The organism is Tepidiforma sp. (assembly GCF_034432735.1).
Lineage (GTDB): Bacteria > Chloroflexota > Dehalococcoidia > Tepidiformales > Tepidiformaceae > Tepidiforma.
This window is the reverse complement of sequence record NZ_DAOUBJ010000105.1, coordinates 13199-30143: the sequence shown is the minus strand read 5'-3', so window position 1 is coordinate 30143 and position 16945 is coordinate 13199. Positions and strand designations below refer to the sequence as shown.

The 16945-nt window shown below is 68.0% G+C and carries 16 protein-coding genes and 1 riboswitch; of the genes, 6 read left to right on the top strand and 10 right to left on the bottom strand.

What is annotated here, in order from left to right; genetic code table 11:
* The 3 genes from VAE53_RS10065 to VAE53_RS10055 all read right to left on the bottom strand — a co-directional run.
* Positions 1-243 (bottom strand): ABC transporter substrate-binding protein (locus VAE53_RS10065; protein WP_322819245.1); only part of this gene is annotated, 243 nt, incomplete at its 3' end.
* A complete protein-coding gene (locus VAE53_RS10060) occupies positions 240-1001 on the bottom strand; it encodes an ABC transporter permease (protein ID WP_322819244.1) in 762 nt (253 codons plus the stop codon). The genes VAE53_RS10060 and VAE53_RS10065, both read right to left, overlap by 4 nt.
* A gap of 38 nt (positions 1002-1039) precedes the next feature.
* Positions 1040-1342 (bottom strand): thiamine-binding protein, encoded by a 303-nt coding sequence (locus VAE53_RS10055; RefSeq protein WP_322819243.1) that lies wholly within the window; start codon positions 1340-1342, stop codon positions 1040-1042.
* Between the two features lie 129 nt (positions 1343-1471).
* Positions 1472-1566, bottom strand: a riboswitch (TPP riboswitch).
* 184 nt (positions 1567-1750) lie between these two features.
* Between VAE53_RS10055 and VAE53_RS10050 the strand changes: the two genes are divergently transcribed.
* Complete coding sequence (locus VAE53_RS10050; RefSeq protein ID WP_322819242.1) at positions 1751-2635, top strand: diguanylate cyclase; 885 nt, start codon at positions 1751-1753, stop codon at positions 2633-2635.
* A 77-nt stretch (positions 2636-2712) separates the two neighbouring features.
* On the opposite strand, the gene VAE53_RS10045 is transcribed toward VAE53_RS10050, so the two are convergent.
* Together VAE53_RS10045 and asnB are read right to left on the bottom strand one after the other, a co-directional pair.
* The gene (locus VAE53_RS10045) at positions 2713-3630 is read right to left on the bottom strand and encodes an SDR family oxidoreductase (RefSeq protein ID WP_322819241.1); all 918 of its coding nucleotides are present in this window, start codon (positions 3628-3630) and stop codon (positions 2713-2715) included.
* Positions 3631-3694: 64 nt separating this feature from the next.
* The gene (gene asnB, locus VAE53_RS10040; protein WP_322819240.1) at positions 3695-5599 is read right to left on the bottom strand and encodes an asparagine synthase (glutamine-hydrolyzing); all 1905 of its coding nucleotides are present in this window, start codon (positions 5597-5599) and stop codon (positions 3695-3697) included.
* Positions 5600-5740: 141 nt separating this feature from the next.
* On the opposite strand from asnB, the gene VAE53_RS10035 reads away from it, so the two are divergent.
* Together VAE53_RS10035 and VAE53_RS10030 are read left to right on the top strand one after the other, a co-directional pair.
* On the top strand, positions 5741-6469 hold the full coding sequence (locus tag VAE53_RS10035; RefSeq protein ID WP_322819239.1) for an alpha/beta hydrolase: 729 nt from the start codon (positions 5741-5743) through the stop codon (positions 6467-6469).
* Positions 6470-6495: 26 nt separating this feature from the next.
* A complete protein-coding gene (locus VAE53_RS10030) occupies positions 6496-6876 on the top strand; it encodes a limonene-1,2-epoxide hydrolase family protein (RefSeq protein WP_322819238.1) in 381 nt (126 codons plus the stop codon).
* Here the strand turns inward: VAE53_RS10030 and VAE53_RS10025 are convergent.
* From VAE53_RS10025 to pheS, 3 genes are read right to left on the bottom strand one after another with little or no spacing between them, the layout of a single operon-like run.
* A complete protein-coding gene (locus VAE53_RS10025) occupies positions 6873-7619 on the bottom strand; it encodes a DUF6081 family protein (RefSeq protein ID WP_322819237.1) in 747 nt (248 codons plus the stop codon). The genes VAE53_RS10030 and VAE53_RS10025 overlap by 4 nt on opposite strands.
* A gap of 26 nt (positions 7620-7645) precedes the next feature.
* Positions 7646-10063 (bottom strand): phenylalanine--tRNA ligase subunit beta, encoded by a 2418-nt coding sequence (gene pheT / locus VAE53_RS10020; protein WP_322819236.1) that lies wholly within the window; start codon positions 10061-10063, stop codon positions 7646-7648.
* A gap of 16 nt (positions 10064-10079) precedes the next feature.
* Positions 10080-11138: a phenylalanine--tRNA ligase subunit alpha gene (gene pheS / locus VAE53_RS10015; protein WP_322819235.1), complete on the bottom strand. Its 1059-nt coding sequence runs from the start codon at positions 11136-11138 to the stop codon at positions 10080-10082.
* A 67-nt stretch (positions 11139-11205) separates the two neighbouring features.
* On the opposite strand from pheS, the gene VAE53_RS10010 reads away from it, so the two are divergent.
* The 3 genes from VAE53_RS10010 to glp are packed head-to-tail and all read left to right on the top strand — an operon-like array spanning position 11206 to position 14867.
* On the top strand, positions 11206-13254 hold the full coding sequence (locus tag VAE53_RS10010) for a redoxin domain-containing protein (protein WP_322819234.1): 2049 nt from the start codon (positions 11206-11208) through the stop codon (positions 13252-13254).
* Between the two features lie 43 nt (positions 13255-13297).
* Positions 13298-13549, top strand: coding sequence for an Lrp/AsnC ligand binding domain-containing protein (locus VAE53_RS10005; RefSeq protein WP_322819233.1), 252 nt, complete (start codon positions 13298-13300; stop codon positions 13547-13549).
* Between the two features lie 34 nt (positions 13550-13583).
* Complete coding sequence (glp, locus tag VAE53_RS10000) at positions 13584-14867, top strand: gephyrin-like molybdotransferase Glp (protein ID WP_322819232.1); 1284 nt, start codon at positions 13584-13586, stop codon at positions 14865-14867.
* Here glp and rfbB read toward each other — a convergent pair.
* Both rfbB and VAE53_RS09990 read right to left on the bottom strand, forming a co-directional pair.
* Positions 14864-15880 carry a dTDP-glucose 4,6-dehydratase gene (gene rfbB, locus VAE53_RS09995; RefSeq protein WP_322819231.1) on the bottom strand — a complete coding sequence of 339 codons (1017 nt, stop codon included), beginning with the start codon at positions 15878-15880 and terminating at the stop codon, positions 14864-14866. The two genes, glp and rfbB, sit on opposite strands and share 4 nt — an antisense overlap.
* Positions 15877-16935, bottom strand: a complete 1059-nt coding sequence (locus tag VAE53_RS09990) for a glucose-1-phosphate thymidylyltransferase (protein WP_322819230.1) — start codon at positions 16933-16935, stop codon at positions 15877-15879. Before VAE53_RS09990 ends, rfbB begins: the two co-directional genes overlap by 4 nt.
* Positions 16936-16945: the final 10 nt, after the last annotated feature.

Below are 16945 nucleotides of genomic sequence, written 5' to 3'. Positions count from 1 at the left end.
GCCCGAAGCCGGCTCGATGATCTTCACATCCAGCCCTGCATCCCGATACCAGCCCCGGTCGAGCGCGATGTAGACGCCACTGTGGTACGTATTCGGCGTCCAGTTGAGCATGAACGTAACCGGCGTCAGGCCCTCCCCGCCGTCGTCATCGTCGCCACCGCAGGCCGCCAGCACTGCCCCCGCAACCAGAGCCACGGCGCATGCCGCCGCGGCCAACAACCAGCGTTTCATACCGTGTTTCATACCGTTTCCTCCTCAGATTTGACGTACATCCACGGCGTCGCCAACCGCGCCACGAGATGCACCGCCGCGAACAGCAGCATGCTCAGCAGCGCGATCAGCACCACCGCGACGAACACCCTTTCGACCCGGAACGACGTTTGCGCCCGGGTGATATACAGCCCGAGGCCCGAACTCGCCCCGATCCACTCGCCCACCACCGCCCCGCCAACGGCGTAGGCCGCCGCGATCTTCAGCCCCGAGAAGAAAGCCGGGAGGGCGGCCGGGACCGAAATCGTCCGCAGCACTTGTAGCCGGCTCGCCCCCATCGACCGGACCAAGCCAACCATCTCCCGGTCCGCGTGCATCAGGCCGTCCGCCGTCGCCACCGCCACCGGGAAGAAGCCCCACAGCGCCACCACCACCACCTTCGGAGTCATCCCGAAGCCAAACCAGACAATCAACAGCGGCGCCAGCACCACCATCGGAATGGTCTGCGAGACCACCAGCAGCGGCATCAACACCCGCCGAACCAGCGGAATCCCCGCCACCAGCACCGCGATCACCACCCCCGCACCAGCCCCGAACGCCAGGCCCAGAACAGCCTCCGAGAGCGTCGTCTGGATATGCTCCGGGAGCAACCCCCTCGTCTCTTCGAATCCCTGCCATACGCGCGACGGCGCCGGAAGAATGTAGGGGCGCGTGTCGAACACCCGCACCCACCCCTCCCAAACCGCCACCAGCAGCGCCAGCAACACCGCCGCCGGCCCGTAGGCCGACACCAGTCGACCTCCCCCTCGGCCCGCCCCACGAAGCCTGCTCACCGGTCGTTGTCCCGGAACTTCGCCGTCAGCGATGCCATCGTCGGCGGGTTCGGCAACCGGCTCTGCGAAAATTTCACGAAGGTCAACACGCTCTCCGCCCCCGCCGCGAGGCACGCCTCGTGTGCCGCCCGAGCCACCCGCCAAACCTCGTCCGGCTCGCCCTCGAACGTCGTACCCAGCGCCGACACCTCGTAGTTCAGGCCCGAAGCCTGAATCACCGCGATAGCGGCTTCCACGTACGAATACGGCGCCCCAGGCTCCCCCGACGGCCGAGGCAAACATTCGATCTCCACGATCACGCAGCGGCTCCTTCCCGCTGCCCGGTCCGAAAGGGTGCCCGCTCCCGGCCCCGTCGCTCCTCGCCCAGAACGAAAACGGAGCCCGGGAAAGCCGGACTCCGTGCAAGCCGCGCACATCGCGCCGCGCGCTCGGCCTCCGTTTCGCTTTCCCTACGCACGTCCGAACGTGGTCAGGTTCGAGGGGTGTGATCTCAGCCCGTCACCGGGCACCCCCAGCGAACACGAACAGCGCCTCTTGAATTGTCCCCCTCAGCCTACCCCGAGCCGTGCACCTTCGCAACCGCCTCGCCCACCAAACCGTCACCAGCCTGTTCCCCGGCGTCACCCCGTGTCGACCGCCACAGGCCTGTTTACCGCCGATAATCCAACCGACAACCATTTGCCGTAGCCGGCAAGCGAAAGGCCACCGTGAACCGTCTCTGGCGCAACTGGATTCGCCCGCGCCTTGCCGCTCCGCCCGGCGAGCCCCTCCGCGTCACTGCCGCCCGACGCAGCGCCATCGCCCTCGGCCTCCTTCTCCTCGCTGGCGAACTCGTCGTCGCCTTCCAATTCTCCGGAACCATCGGTGCCCTCCTCATCGCCTCCACCGCCGGGCTCGCCGCGTTCGTCTACCGCGGCCTCCAAGCCCTCGCCACCGCCTCCGTCCAGGCCGAGGACCCCGACGCCCACCGCCACCTCATCGACCCCGAAACCCACCTCCCCAACCGCCAACAACTCATCGATACCCTCGCTCGCGACATCGCCCGCGCCGAACGCTACCGCCACCCCATCACCCTCGCCATCGTCCGCATCGCCCAGTACCAAGAGATCCGCACCGCCTGGGGGGCCGGCACCGCCCGCCAGGCAGTCGAACACGTCGCCCAAACCCTCACCCGGATCACCCGCGCCAGCGACTTCCTTGCCCGACTCGACGAAACCCGCTTCGCCGTCATCCTCCTCCAGTGCACCGGCCCTCAAGCCGCGGCTTACGCCGACCGCGTCACCCTCGCCACCTCCAACCGCCCCGTCCGCTCCAGCGCCCACCTCGAGGTACCCCTCTACGTCGGCGTCGAAGTCACCGCCCTCGAATACGACAGCACCCGCTTCCGGGGGCCCCTCGAATTCCTCTCCCAGGCCGGCGGCGACCTCCTCCTCGAAACCACCCGTGCCCCACGTTCCCACCGATCGACCCTCGCGCACGACCCGCGAGCCATGCGCCAACAGCTCGTTCGCGACTACTATCCCAACGGCGAAATCAAAGACTTCGCCGAAGCCTACCGCGAAGCCCGCACCCGCAACCGGCACGTCGGCTGAGCCGTCCCACCCCAAACCAAGCAAAACGGGGGAGCCACCCGGCTCCCCCGCTTCGCTTCCCAGCGATCGGCCAGCGTTCAGGCCTGCTTCTGTGCCGCCTTCTCCGCCAGGTACGCCTTCAGCGTCTGGCCCGTGCGCCACATCGGCTCCGCGCCCTCCAGGCTGCAAATCCGCTCCCAGTTCGCCTGCACCCACTCCGCATCCTTCAGCTCGCCGAGGCCCGGCTGAATGCCCGGCCCCTTCACGATCGCCGCACGGTTGAAGTTCCCCGCACCCGCCTCGATCACGAGCCCGCTGTCCTGGCACTCCTTCGAAACCATGTACACCACCGCCGGAACCACGTACTCCGGCTTCAGCCGCTCCACCATCTCCGGCGGCATCACCGTCTGCGTCAGCCGCGTGCCAGCTACCGGCGCGATCGTGTTCACCATCACGTTGTACTTCGCGCCCTCCTGCTTCAACACATTCATCAGGCCCAGCATCGCCGTCTTCGCCGCACCATAATTCGCCTGTCCAAACTGCCCATAGATGCCCGACGACGAAGTCGTCAGTACCACGCGGCCGTACGCCTGCTGCCGGAACACCGGCCAAGCATGCCGCAGCACACTGAACGTACCCTTCACGTGCACCGCGAACACCTTGTCCCAGTCGTCCTCGCTCATGTTGTGGAACGCCACATCCCGCAGGATGCCCGCGTTGCAGATCACGATGTCGAGCCGGCCGAAGTTATCCAACGCCGTCTTCACGATGTTGTAGCCGCCCTCGTACGTCGCCACGCTGTCGAAATTCGGCACCGCCGTCCCGCCCGCCGCAACGATCTCGTCGCACACCTTCCGTGCCGGCGCCGCATCGGCACCCTGCCCGTGCGGGTCACCGCCGAGGTCGTTCACCACCACCTTCGCGCCCCGCCGTGCCAGGTCCAACGCATAGGCGCGGCCAAGCCCGGCACCAGCGCCGGTCACCACCGCCACCTGTCCTTCGAACGAAATAGCCATCAGAATCCTCTCGAGCCTCAGGTTTCCGGGCACAGGCGCCTCGACCAGCGGGCCCCGACCCGTCTCAACCCCGCAGGTTACCAGTATTCGGCCCTTCGTACCCGGCCGGCGCCACCGGCGCCCGGTCGATCCACTGCCGGAACCACGCCTCCGTGCTCGCCACCCGCCACGAAAGCACATCCGCTCCCCCCGCGCAGAACGCCTCCCGCACCGACGCCACCGCCGCCGCGTCGAATACCTCGCGCCGGCGCTCCGCGCCCTCCAGCAGCTCCAGCAGCCACCCCTTCAGGGGCCCCTGCGCCCAGCTCCGCTGCGGCGGAGCGTACGTCAGCTTGTCCCGCCGGCGCAGCACCGCACTCGGCACGATACCCTCCATCGCCCGCCGCAGGATCGCCTTCGTCGTCGCCCCCTCGAGCAGCCAGTGCGCCGGCAACGCATAGCAAAACTCCGCCAGGCGATGATCCAAGAACGGCAGCCGAACCTCCCGTCCGAACGCCATACTGTTCCGATCCGCATAGCGCAAAAGCTCCGGCAACTGGGTCGTCAGTTGCCAGCGCACCAGCTCGTTCCGCAGCCCATCCCCGAACGGCGCGATCGATTCCGCATGAGCCGGCGCATACCGATCGTGAAGCTCCCGTGCGAGTAGCCTCCACGAACCGTAGTACCGCTCCGCCAACCGGTCCCGCAGCCGCGGCGAAAGCAGATAGTAGCCCCCGAACAGCAGCGGCTCGTGCAGCGAACCAAAACGCTTCCACGAACCCCACAGCAGCTTCACCGCCCGGTCCAGTCGACCGGTTCGAAGCCAGTGCACCAAGAACATCCCCAGCGCCTGCGTATATCCCCCGAGTAGTTCGTCCGCCCCTTGCCCGTCCAGCAGCACCGTCGTCTCGTGCACCTTCGCCAGCCGCATCACCGACCACTGCGCGAACGGGCTCGTGCTCGCAATCGGCTCCTCCTGGTGGTACAGCAGCGCCGCGAATTCCGCCTCGAACGCCTCAGGATGAACCCACGTATCGTGCCGCCGCGCACCGCACGCCCGGGTCACCACATCGATGTACTTCCCCTCGTCGTGCTGCGCCGAGTCGAACCGAGCGCTGAACGTATGCTGCTCCGCCAGCCCCAGCTTCTCCCGCTGCGCCTGCACCGCACACACAATGCTCGACGAGTCGATCCCACCGCTCAGCGAGCTTCCTACCGGCACATCGCTCCGCAGCCGAAGCCGCACAGCGTCGAAGAGCAGCGTCCGGAACGCCTCCACCGCCTCCTCCCGTCGACGCGGCACCTCGCCCGCCCGCGGCGTCCAATACCGCTTCGGCGTTCCCCGTCCCGCCTCGTCGAGCACCAGAAAATGCCCAGCCGGTAGGCTCTCCACCCCAGCGAAGAAGCTCTCGCCATCCTGATCGAGGTCCCCGCGGGCAACGTACCGATACACCGCCTTCAGATTCGGCTGCCGCAACCCCGGACGCGCCGCAAAAATCGCCTTCATCTCGCTCGCGAACAGCACCTCCCGGCCGTTCCGCGCCAAGTAGAGCGGCTTCTCGCCGAAACGGTCCCGGGCCAGCACCAGCTCCCGCCGCCGGTCATCCCAAATCGCACACGCGAACATCCCATTCAGTCGCGCGAACGCCCCCGTCCGCCACTCCGCGAACGCCCGCAGCAACACCTCCGTATCCCCCTGCGAACGAAAACGGTGCCCCAGCCCCTCCAGCTCCCGCCGAAGCTCCACATAGTTGTAAATCTCCCCATTGAAGACGAGCACCAGCCCCGCCGCTTCGTCCACGAACGGCTGGTCCGAAGCGTGGCTCAAGTCGATGATCGCCAACCGCGTATGCCCGAGCCCGATCCCCGGCCCAAAAAAACTCCCCTCACCATCCGGGCCCCGGTGGCGAAGCGTCGCCGCCATCGCGAGCACGTCCTCACGTGGCACCCCTCCACCGCTCGCGACCAGAATCCCCGCGATCCCGCACAACTCGAGTCGGCCTCCAAGGCACCGCGCCCCGCTCCCAGCGCAGCCTGTTTCCGCAGAATGCTATCAGGCAACCGCTTCCGGCAAAGGTGTGTCACGCGTGGCATAGATCCGACCCACCTCCTCCGCGCGTATACTCCGCCTATGCCCGGCAACATGTGGGACGACGCCGACGACCCCGAAGACCTCGACCTCCGCATCCTGCGCGTCGCCGCCGCACCGCTCGAAGCGTCACCCCAAGCCCTCCGCATCCGCCTCGAAACCACACGCGGCACCATCGAAGGCATCCTCCACCCCATCGAAGGTGGAACTTCCGCCGTCGTCTGCGTCGGCGGAGCCATGGGTGGCCTCCAAGGCCCCGCCGATGGCCTCTACGCCCGCCTCCCCGCACTCCTCCACGACGCCCGCGTCACCGTCTTCCGGCTCGACTATCGCCAACCCAACGTCTTCGAAGAGTGCGTCCTCGATGTCCTCGCCGGCTGCTCCTTCCTCCGCGGCATCGGCGCCGAAGAACTCGCCCTCATCGGGCACTCCTTCGGGGGCGCCGTTGTCATCAAAGCCGGCGAGCTCCACCCGGCCGTCCGCGCCGTCGTCGCCATGTCCCCCCAACTCTACGGCACCGCCGACGTCCACAACCTCGGCCGCCCGCTCCTCCTCGTCCACGGCATGTCCGACACCATCCTCAGCCACGAAGCCAGCGAAGACATCTACCGCCGCGCCAACGAACCAAAACGCCTCGCACTCTACGCCGAGGCCGGGCACACCCTCATCCAAGCCCGCGACGCCATCGACCGCCTCCTCGCCGAGTGGCTTCCCCCCGCCCTCGCCGGCGTCCCCCTCCAAGGCGGCCGCGAAGAGCACGGTATGCTCTAACCCGACAGCAACCCCAGGAGCCCCCCATGCGAACCCCTACCGAAGTCGTCAGCGCCTTCATCGCCGAATGGCAAAACCCCCACCCCGATCCCGCCCAGCTCGCCGCCTATTTCACCGAAGACGCCGTCTACCACAACATCCCCGCCAGCCCCGTCGTTGGCCCCGAAGCCATCGCCGCCGTCTTCCAAAGCTTCCTCGCCCAGGTCAGCCCCCGCGGCTGGGAAGTCCTCCGCCAGATCGCCAATGGCAACCTCGTCATGAACGAGCGCATCGACCGCTTCGCCATCGGCGACCGCCTCATCGAACTCCCCGTCGCCGGCGCCTTCGAAGTCCGCGGCGAGCGTATCTGCGCCTGGCGCGACTACTTCGACATGAACACCTGGCTCAAGGCCCTCGCCCGCAGCTAGCCCAGCCCCGCGGGCTCCGTCACCACCCGCATCGGGCTCCAACGCCCGATCACCCCCTGCCCGTGGCAGCTCACCGACTTCCCACCCTCGATGTCCACCTCCGACATCAGCCCGAGCGCCGCCGTGAACCCGGCGATCCGGTCCGGCACATGCTCGTACCGATCGACCACCCGACCATCGGCCTCGAACTCCACGCTGCCCGCCCCTTGGTCGTACGTAATGCGGTACGCGTGCACCTGCCCCTGCGTCGTCGGCACATCCTCCAGCTCGTGGAAAATACAGAACGCCCGTGCCGGCCCGGTCTCCGGTAGCCGCACCCCAGGGAAAGGAAGCCTTCCGTACACCGTCGCCACGCGGTCGCCACCCGTGAAAAAATCGAACGCCCACCCCGTCTCGAAGTCCAGCAAATTCCACGACACATAGCCGTCGTACAGATCGCCCGGCCTCGTCCCCACCGTCCGCGCAGCCACCTGGATCTCGAACGTGATCCGCCCACCCTCCGGCACCAGGAAACGCTCCTTCGAAAAATACATATGCTTCGCATTGTCCAGAATCTGCACCTGATCGTGCTTGCGCGTGTAGGGCACCGCCGCCACCTGGAGCCACCCGTTCCGCACCAACACCACGGCGTTCGGTTCGCGATACTCCCAACGCGACCCATCCGGAAGCACGAAGCCCCCGACTTCCCAGGAACCATCCGGCTCGAAAATCCGATGAAAATCCCCGACCAGCCGTTCCCCCATCGTCCTAGCTCCTCCTGGCCGGGCGCTCAAGCACGCAGCTCGGCCCCGAACTCCCGGGCCAGACGGGCGAGCAGCCCCTGCCGCACCTTCGCGGCCTCGTCGTCCGTCAGCGTCCTGTCCACCGCCCGGAACCAAAGCCGCAGCGCCAGCGACTTCTTCCCCTCTGGCACCCCCGGGCCCCGATAGACATCGAACAGCTCCGCCCGCGTCGTCACCCCGCCGCTCCGATGCGAACGCACCAGCTCCAGCACCTGCCCCGCTGGCACCCCCGCATCCACCACCACCGCCAGATCCATCCGCACCGCCGGGAAACGCGTCAGCGGCTGATAGGGCGGCCGCTCCGGCAGGTGACGCACCAAGTCCTCCACCCACACCTCGAACAGGAACACCGGCTCGTCGATGTCGAACGCCGCCGCCGTCTCCGGATGCACCTGGCCGACGATGCCCGCCATCTCGCTCCCCACCCCGAATTTCGCCGTGTGCCCCGGAAGCAACCCGTACTCCTCCGCCGGCACGAACGTCCCGCGCACACCCACCGCGCCCAGGATCGCCTCCACCGCCCCCTTCGCATCGAAAAAGTCCAATCCCTCGCCCCCGCCAACCCGCCACCGCCCCTCACGGCTCCCCCCGAGCACCGCACACAACACCGGCCGCTCGATGGGCAAGTCCCCCTCCACCGGCAGATACTCGAAGCCAACCTCGAACATCCGCAGCGGCCCCTCCACCTGACGGCGATTCGCCGCGAACGACTCCAACACCGACCCGCGCAAACTCGTGCGGAGAAACGCATACTGCGCCGCCACCGGATTCACCACACCCAGCGGGTTACGCCGGACCAAATCCCCCGGGTCCGTCACCAGCGCCAGCTTCTCCCTCGTCGTCAACGTATAGTTGATCACCTCCTGAAAGCCCAGCGCCACCGCCAAGTCCCGCAGCCGCTCCCGCAGCGCCATCACCGCGTTCCCCTCCGGCGGCGGCAACGTCCCCCGCAGCATCGTCGCAGGAAGCCGGTCGTAGCCGTGAATGCGGCCGATCTCCTCCACCAGATCGTCCGGAATCTCCACATCCGGTCGCCACGAAGGCACCTGCACGCTGTACCTCCCCGGCGGCACGTGATGCACCAAAAACCCCAAATCGCCCAGAATGCGGCGCACATCCTCCACCGGCACCTCGATACCCAACACCTGTGCCACCCGCGCCGCCTCCAACACGATCGTCCGCGGCGGCGCCTTCCCCGGGTACACATCCACGATCCCCGTCGCAACCCGCCCGCCGCAGACCGTCTCGAACAAATGCAACGCGCGCTCCTGCGCGTACATCGCCATCTCCGGCCCGAGCCCCTTCTCGAAGCGAAGCGAAGCCTCCGTCCGCAGCTTCAACAGCGTCGACGTCCGGCGGATCGACCCGGCCCGGAAGTTCGCCACCTCCAGCAGCACCCGCGTCGTCCCCTCGTTCACCTCGCTGTTGCCCCCGCCCATCACCCCCGCAATCCCCACCGGCCCGCCCCCATCGCAGATCAGCAGCATCTCCCCATCGAACTCCCGCTCCACCCCGTCCAGCGTCACCAGCCGCTCCCCCGGCACCGCCCGCCGCACCACGATCCGCCTCCCCCGCACCAGCTCGTAGTCGTACGCGTGGAGCGGCTGCCCCGTCTCCAACATGACATAATTGGTGATATCCACCACATTGTTGATCGGCCGCATCCCAGCCTTCCGCAGCCGCTCCTGCATCCAGGCAGGCGAAGGCCCGACCGTGATCCCCTCGATCACCGAAGCCGTAAAGCGCGGGCAGAGCTCCGGCGCCGCAATCTCCACGCTCACCATCTCGCTCGCCGGCGGCCCGCCAGCGCGAAACTCCCGCGGCGGCTCACGCAGCACTTCCCCGGTCAACGCCGCCACCTCCCGCGCAAAGCCCACCATCCCCAGCAAATCGGCGCGGTTCGCCCACGTCGAAATCTCCAGAATCACGTCCCCCAATACCTCCGCCAGCGGCACCCCGACCGGGGTCCCATCCGGAAGGACCAGGATCCCTTCGTGCTCCTCGCTCAGCCCGAGCTCCTTCTCGCTCAGCACCATCCCCGCCGACTCCACCCCCCGGATCGGCCGCAGCCTCAACACCGTCGGTTCACCCGTGTGCCCGTCGAACAGCCGCGCACCCTCGCTCGCGAAGGCCACCTTCTGCCCAACCGCCAGATTCGGCGCCCCGCACACCACCTGCACCGTGCCCTCGCCCGTGTCCACCGTCGCCAGCCGCAATCGGTCCGCGTTCGGGTGCGGGTCCACCGCCACCACCTCCGCCACCCTCACCAGCGCCGGATCCCACTGTTCGCCGATCGCTCGCCAGCCCTCCACCTCCGCCACCGCATCCGTAATGCGCCGCGCCAGCTCCTCCACCGGCAGACGGACGTTCACGTACTCCCGAAGCCAGTTCAGCGAAACCTTCATCGTCGAGCCCCCTCGCTCAGAACTGGCCCAAGAACCGGAGATCGTTGCTGTAGAAATGCCGGATATCCTCGATGCCCCAGCGCAGCATCGCAACCCGCTCCACCCCGATCCCGAACGCGAACCCCGTCACCCGCGAAGCATCGTACCCCGCCGTATCGATAATCTCCGGGTGCACCATCCCCGCACCCAGAATCTCGATCCATCCGGTTCCGTGGCACGTGTGGCACGCTCGCCCGTCCCCCCGGCAAAGAAAGCAGTCGATCGCCATCTCGACCCCAGGCTCCACGAACGGAAAGTACGAGTGGTGAAAAATGATCCGCCGGTCCGAGCCGAACATCGCCCGCGCCCACTCGTAGAGCACCCCCTTCAAGTCGCTCATCCGAACACCCTCGTCCACCGCCAGCCCCTCGATCTGCGTCAGCATCCACTCGTGCGTCGCGTCCGTCGCCTCCTGGCGGTAGCACTTCCCCGGCACCACCACCCGCACCGGCGGCTGCGGCGTCCGTTCCATCACCCGGATCTGATTCGGCGTCGTATGCGTCCGGAGCAGCATCCGGCGCTTCCCATCGATCAACGTATTCACCCAGATCGTGTCCCACATGTCCCGCGCCGGGTGATCCTCCGGAATCCGAGCCGCATCGAAGTTGTACCGATCCCACTCCACCTCCGGCCCCTCCGCCACCCGGAACCCCATCGAGCGAAACACCTCCAGACAATCCCGTAACGTCCGCGTAATCGGGTGGAGCCGCCCGAGCGCCTGCGGCCGCCCCGGCAGCGTCACATCCAGCGCACCCTCGCGCGCCAGCCGCTCCAGCTCCGCCCGCCTCAGCTCGGCCCGTCGCTCCTCCAGCCGGCGCTCCAACGTCGCCTTCAGCGCGTTCACCGCCGCCCCATAGCTCGCCCGCTCCTCCGGCGGCAGATCGCGGATGCCCCGCAACAGCACCGTCACGCGGCCATCCTGCCGCCCCAGCCACTCCGCCCGCCAGCGCTCCAACGCGCCCTCGTCCGCCGCCCGCCCCAGGCCCGCGAGCGCGTCCATCTCCAGCGCCCTCAGCTCTTCCGAATCCGTCCCCATGGGCCTCACAGTATAGGTCTCCCCTTCCTTACCGTCCGAGGGCCCCCACCGGCGTACCATGCCACCCATGCGCCGGCCCTGGCTTCCACGCCGTATCATCCCCCTATGGCTCGTCGCCGCTGCACTCCTCCTCCCACCGCTCGTCTTCGCCTGCTCGGCCGGCACCAGCCAACCCGCTCCGCCAGGAGCTCGTGAAATGGCCGAACAAACCGGCCGCAAATCCTGGGCCGGCACCGAACCCGCGCCCCCCTTCCCTCAGAACCTCACCTGGTTCAACGTCCAGCGGCCACTCACCCTCGACGACCTCCGTGGCCGCATCGTCCTCCTCGATTTCTGGACAGCCGGCTGCATCAACTGCCAGCACATCGTGCCCGACCTTCAGCGACTCGAAGCCGAATTCGGCGACCACCTCCTCGTCATCGGCGTCCACTCCGGCAAATACGCCGAAGAACACGAAAACGACACCATCCGCCAAGCCATCCGCCGCCTCCGCATCACCCACCCCGTCATCAACGACGCCGACTTCCGCACCTGGACCGCCTACGGCGCCCGCGCCTGGCCCACCCTCGTCCTCATCGACCCCGCCGGCAACCTCGTCGGCTACCACGAAGGCGAAGGCGTCTACCCCCTCCTCCAGCCCATCATCGCTGCGCTCCTCACCGAATTCTCCGCCCGCGGCCTCCTCCGCCAAGATCCCCTCCCCATCGCCCCCGAGAGCCCCCCCGTAACCGCCACCCTCTCCTACCCCTCCGCCGTCGCCGCCTCCACCATAGCCGACCGCCTCTACATCGCCGACGCCGGCAACCACCGCATCATCGAAACCACCCTCGCCGGTCGCGTCCTCCGCAGCTTCGGCTCCGGCAAACCAGGCTTCGCCGACGGCTCGCCAACCGAAGCCACCTTCCGCGACCCCCAAGGGCTCGCCCTCTCCCGCGACAGCACCACCCTCTACGTCGCCGATACCCGAAACCACGCCATACGCGCCATCGACCTCGCCACCGGCCAAGTGCGCACCATCGCCGGCACCGGCCGCCAGCTCACCCGCCTCCCAGCCGGTCCAGAGCCCGCCCGCAACGTCGACCTCGCCTCCCCGTGGGGGCTCGTCGAAGCCAACGGGCGGCTCTACATCACCATGGCCGGCGTCCACCAGCTCTGGCAGATGGACCTCACCGCCGGAACCATCGAAGTCTTCGCCGGAACCTCCCGCGAAGGCATCGACGACGGCCCCCGCCGCAGCCTCGCCACCCTCGCCCAGCCATCCGGCATCACCACCGACGGAGTCCAGCTCTACTGGGTCGACCCCGAAAGCTCCTCCGTCCGCACCGTCCCACTCGACGGCGAGAGCGACGTCGCCACCCTCGTCGGCACCGGCCTCTTCGAATACGGCGACCGCGACGGCATCGGCCGCCAGGGCCAGCTCCAACACCCCCAAGGCATCACCCTCGCCGAACGCCACCTCTACATCGCCGACACCTACAACCACCGCATCCGCATCCTCGACCCCGTCACCCGCCAGCTCGGCACCGCCGCCGGGTCCGAACGCGGCTGGACCGATGGCCCCGCCGGCCAAGCCCGATTCGCCGAACCCGCTGGCCTCGCCTTCGCGGGCGGCATCCTCTACATCGCCGATACCGCCAACCACCTCGTCCGCACCCTCGACCCCGCCACCGGCATCGTCGCCACCTTGGCCCTCACCAACATCGAACTGCTCACACCCCCTGCTGCCGGCACCCTCGAAACGCGCGACCTCCCCGCACAAACCATCGCACCCGGCGCCACCAACCTGCGCGTCCGCATCGCCACTCCCCAAGGCTACCGCCTCAACGCCCTCGCCCCCTCCACCCTCGAATTCCAAACCGACAACCCCGCCGTCATCGAACCCGGCGAACACCGCCTCCAGTGGCAAACCGACGACACCGCCGTCGAATTCCCCGTCCCCGTCATCCTCCAGCCCGGGCAGGCCGCCCTCCGCGCCACACTCACCGCCTACTACTGCCGCAAAAACCAAGACGCCCTCTGCTTCATCGCCCGCATCGAATACCGCCTGCCCGTCACCGTCACGCCCGACGCCCCAGCCTCCGAAATCCACCTCCAGCTCCCCCTGCCCGAGCGCTGACTATCGCGTATCATCCCCACCAGCTTTACCCGGAGGGGACCACATGGCCGTCCGCGGCTACATCCTCATCGAAACCGAAGTCGGCAAGGCCAAATCCGTCAGCGCCGCCATCCAACAATTCAACTACCCCGGCGCACGCCTCATCGCCGTCGATACCGTCACCGGCCCCTTCGACGTCATCGCCCAGGTCGAAGCCGACGACCTCGACTCCCTCGGCAACGCCATCACCGAAGCCATCCAGAAAGTCAACGGCGTCCAGCGCACCACCACCTGCCTCGCCGTCCGCCTCGCCTGACCACTCGCCCCGCCGCTTCGCTACACTGAGGACCATGCTACCCACCTCCAGCATGATCCCCGTCGAAGAAGCGCGCGACCGCATCCTCGCCTACTTCAGCCGCCTCCAGCCCGAACGCAAACCCCTCCTCGAAGCGCTCGGCCAGGTCCTCGCCCAAGACATCACCGCCCCCTTCGATATCCCCCCACTCGACAATACCGCCATGGACGGCTACGCCGTCCGTGCCGCCGACACCGCCGGCGCCAGCGAGGCCAACCCCGTCGAACTCCGCGTCATCGCCGACCTCGCCGCCGGCTACGTCCTCCAGACACCAGTCGGCCCCGGCGAGGCCGTCCGCATCATGACCGGAGCCCCCGTACCCCCCGGCGCCGACGCCATCGTCCCCTTCGAAGAAACCGACGAAGCCCTCCGCGGCATCGACCAGGCCCCCGCGCGCCCCGGCATCGTCCGCATCCTCAAAGCCGCCAAGCCCGGCGCCAACATCCGCTACCGCGGCGAAGACATCCGCAAAGAAGCCACCGTCATCCCCGCCGGTCGAGTCCTCCGCCCCTCCGAAGTCGGCGTCCTCGCCTCCATCGGCCTCACCCACGTCGACGTCATCCGCAGGCCCATCGTCGCCATCCTCTCCACCGGCGACGAAATCACCCCACCCGGACAACCCCTCCTCCCCGGCCGCATCTACGACGCCAACGCCTACAGCGTCGCCGCCCTCGTCCGCAAATACGGAGGCATCCCCCGCATCCTCGGTATCGCCCGCGACACCGTCCAAGACCTCACCGCCAAAATCCACCAAGGGCTCGATGCCGACATGCTCGTCACCTCCGCCGGCGTCTCCCGCGGCGACTTCGACGTCGTCAAAGACGTCCTCGCCCGCGAAGGAAGCATCGACTTCTGGACCGTCCGCATGCGCCCCGGCAAACCCCTCGCCTTCGGCGCCTTCACCGCCCCCGATGGCCGCAAAGTCCCCCACCTCGGCCTCCCCGGCAACCCCGTCAGCTCCATGGTCTCCTTCGAACTCTTCGGGCGGCCAGCCATCTTCACCATGCTCGGCCGCTCCGATTGGCAGCGACCAACCATCCGGGCCATCTCCCGCGACCACGTCCGCAACCCCGACGGTCGCCGCTTCTACGCCCGCTGCATCGTCAGCCAAAGCCCCGACGGCCGCTGGTACGCCGACCTCACCGGCCCCCAAGGCTCCGGCATGCTCACCTCCATGAGCGCAGCCAACGCCCTCGCCGTCATCCCCGAAGACATCCCCGCCGCCAACCCCGGCGACGAAATCGAATGCATCATGCTCGATTGGGAGCACGCACCCTAACGCCGCCCCAACCGCTCCCCATACTGCCGCTCGAAATACCGCGCGAAATCACCCTGCGCCGTCCTCGCCCAGGCCGCACCATGGTCGCGATACCACCTCACCGTCTCCGCCAACCCCTCCACGAAACGCCGCCGCGGCGCCCATCCCAGCTCCCGCATCCGTGAACTATCCAGCGCATACCTCCGGTCGTGCCCCGGCCGGTCCGCCACCGGCGTGATCAGCTCCCGCGGTCGCCCCAGCAAATCACAAATCATCTCCGCCGTCGCCCGGTTCGCAACCCGCTCACCGCTCCCGACGTGCACCGCTCGCACCCCCGCTACCGTCGGCAAACCCTCCAGCACCAAGCGCACCGCCTCCACCAAATCGTCCACGTACAGCCACTCCCGCTCCTGCATCCCATCCCCATAGAGCGGCATCGGCTCCCCCGCCAGAGCCCGCATCGTGAACAACGGGATGAACTTCTCCAGATGCTGCCGCGGCCCGAACACATTGCAACACCGCACCACCGTCACCGCCATCCCATACGTCTCCGCGTACGCCCGAATCATCAACTCCGCCGCCGCCTTGCTCGCCGCATACGGCGAACTCGGCGCGAACGCCCGGTCCTCCCTCGCCTCCAACGGCGCCGGGATGCTCCCGAACACCTCGTCCGTCGACATATGCACCAATGCCGTCCCCGGCCGCTCCCGCAACGCCTCCAACAGCATCACCACCCCCTCCACATCCGTCCGCACGAACACCCCCGGATCCAGCAGCGAGCGGTCCACGTGCGTCTCCGCCGCAAAATTCAGCACCACATCCGCCACCCCGACCAGCTCCCGAACCAACGCCCCGTCACAAATATCACCCTGCACGAATCGATACCGCGGATGGCGAACGACCTCCGCCACATTCGCCGGATTCGCCGCATACGTCATCCGGTCGAGGTTGATCACCTCCCAGCCATCCGCCACCAGCGAGCGCACCACATGGCTGCCGATGAACCCGCAGCCCCCCGTCACCAGCGCCCTCACGGGCCCGGCTCCACCCGCGAGTGATCCCCCAGCGTCAGCCGAGCACCGGCCGGGGCCCCCTCCACCCGCACATACCGCCCGAGCATCGAACGGACGATCCCCGGGCAATCCACCACCTCGCTCCGCGCCATCACGATCGCCTCCTCCAACCGGCTGTTCACCACCAAACACTCATCGCCAACCGCCACGTTCGGGCCGATGCGACTCCCCACCAACCGAGCCCCCCTCCCTACCACCGCTGGCCCCACCACCTCGCACCCCTCCACCACCGCCCCCTCCTCGATCACCACCGCCCCCGCGATCGCACTCCCCACAACCCGCGCACCCGGCGCAATCCGCCGCTCCAACGCCCCCAGCAACAGGCGGTTCGCCGCCAGAATGTCCTCCATCTTCCCCGTATCGATCCACTCCTGCGGCGTCACCTCCACCTCGATCCGGCACCCCCGCGCCAACAGCCCATTGATCGCATCCGCAATCTCCAGCTCCCCACGCGCGCTCGGCCGCAGCCCCGCTATCACCTCGAACACCACCGGTCGAAAAGCATAGACCCCGATCACCGCCAAATTCGAAGGCGGCACCGCCGGCTTCTCCACCACCTCCACCAGTCGCTCGCCCGCCATCCGCGCCACCCCGAACGCGCGCGGGTCCCCCACCTCCCGCAGAATCACCGCACCATCCGCCCCCGAACGCGCGAACCGTTCCACGAACCCCGCCACCCCGCCCATCAGCACATTGTCGCCCAGATAGAGCACGAACGGCTCCTCCCCCACGAACTCCCGGCAAACCAACACCCCGTGCGCAATCCCCAACGGCGCCTCCTGCCGGACGTACACGAACCGTGCCCCGAACGCGGCACCATCACCCATCGCCTCGCGCACCTGCGCCTCCGTCTCCCCCACCACGAGCGCAATCTCGCGAATCCCCGCCTCCACCAGCTGCCGGATCGGAAAATGCAGCACCGGCGTATTCGCGATTGGCACCAACTGCTTCGCACCCGAATACGTGAACGGTCGGAGCCGGCTTCCCTTGCCGCCCGCAAGCACGATCCCCTTCATCTCGCCGGAT